Consider the following 1,014-nt stretch of genomic DNA (forward strand, 5'->3'; position numbering starts at 1 on the left):
AAAAGAACATATTGATGCAGACTTTACTATTTTATGCAGTGAAGTGAAGGCCGCACATCATATTAGTCATGGCTCTGCCGGTGCGCGAACGATAGCGCAATTAGTGACTAATAAAGGGATTGGTCTCAGTCGTTATCGAGCCCGTAATCTAATGAAAAAGCTTGGGTTATTAAGCTGTCAGCAGCCTAAGCATTCTTATCGGAAAGCGACACAAGAGCATGTTGCAATCCCCAATACGCTTAATCGACAGTTTGCAGTAACTCAACCAGATCAAGTGTGGTGTGGCGACGTGACATATGTTTGGGTCGGTAATCGTTGGGCCTATCTAGCCGTTGTTCTTGACTTATTTTCCCGCAAGCCTATTGGATGGGCCTTGTCATTATCACCAGATAGTGCGCTGACCTGTAAAGCTTTGAAAATGGCATTTGAGTTAAGGGGTAAGCCTGAGAATGTGATATATCACAGCGATCAAGGTTCGCATTACACAAGCTTGAAATTCAGACAATTAATATGGCGCCTTCAGATTGAGCAAAGTATGAGTCGTCGCGGGAATTGTTGGGATAACGCACCAATGGAGCGTTTCTTTAGAAGTTTGAAATCTGAGTGGATACCCGCAAGTGGTTATGGGAATTGGGAATTTTACAGAAGCAGATAAAGAGACCACAAATTACATCACTGGATATTACAGTGAGACAAGACCCCATCAATATAATGGTGGGTTAACGCCAAATGAGTCAGAACGTTTATATTGGAATGACTCTAAAACCTGTCTCTTGATCAGATCTCATAGCGTTTTTCCGGCTTCAAAAAGGGCTTTGGCTAATCGATAGCCCTTTACTTGAGCCTGAAGATCATCCCATCCTTCCCAAATCGTGGTCCAGCTAGCCATTCCCGTGCGCTTGCTATCATTAAAGCCGCCTAATTTCGCCAGAGACTGATAGGCCCACTTCATATTTGGTGCCTCTTTGCCTTTGTGCGCCCTTGGCTTGTAGAGCGCCATCAGTACTCGCCATT

The 1,014-nt window shown here is 44.4% G+C and carries 2 pseudogenes; one reads left to right on the forward strand and one right to left on the reverse strand.

Features of this window, described 5'->3' with window-relative positions:
* Positions 1-830 (forward strand): annotated as a pseudogene (locus tag L5M38_RS24190) (IS3 family transposase); the annotation flags it as partial.
* On the opposite strand, the pseudogene L5M38_RS24195 reads toward L5M38_RS24190, so the two are convergent.
* Positions 785-1,014, reverse strand: a pseudogene (locus tag L5M38_RS24195) (IS4 family transposase); the annotation flags it as partial. The pseudogenes L5M38_RS24190 and L5M38_RS24195 sit on opposite strands and share 46 nt — an antisense overlap.

Origin of the sequence: Shewanella sp. SM101 (assembly GCF_025654465.1) — a bacterium.
In the GTDB taxonomy this organism is placed as follows: Bacteria; Pseudomonadota; Gammaproteobacteria; order Enterobacterales; family Shewanellaceae; genus Shewanella; species Shewanella oncorhynchi.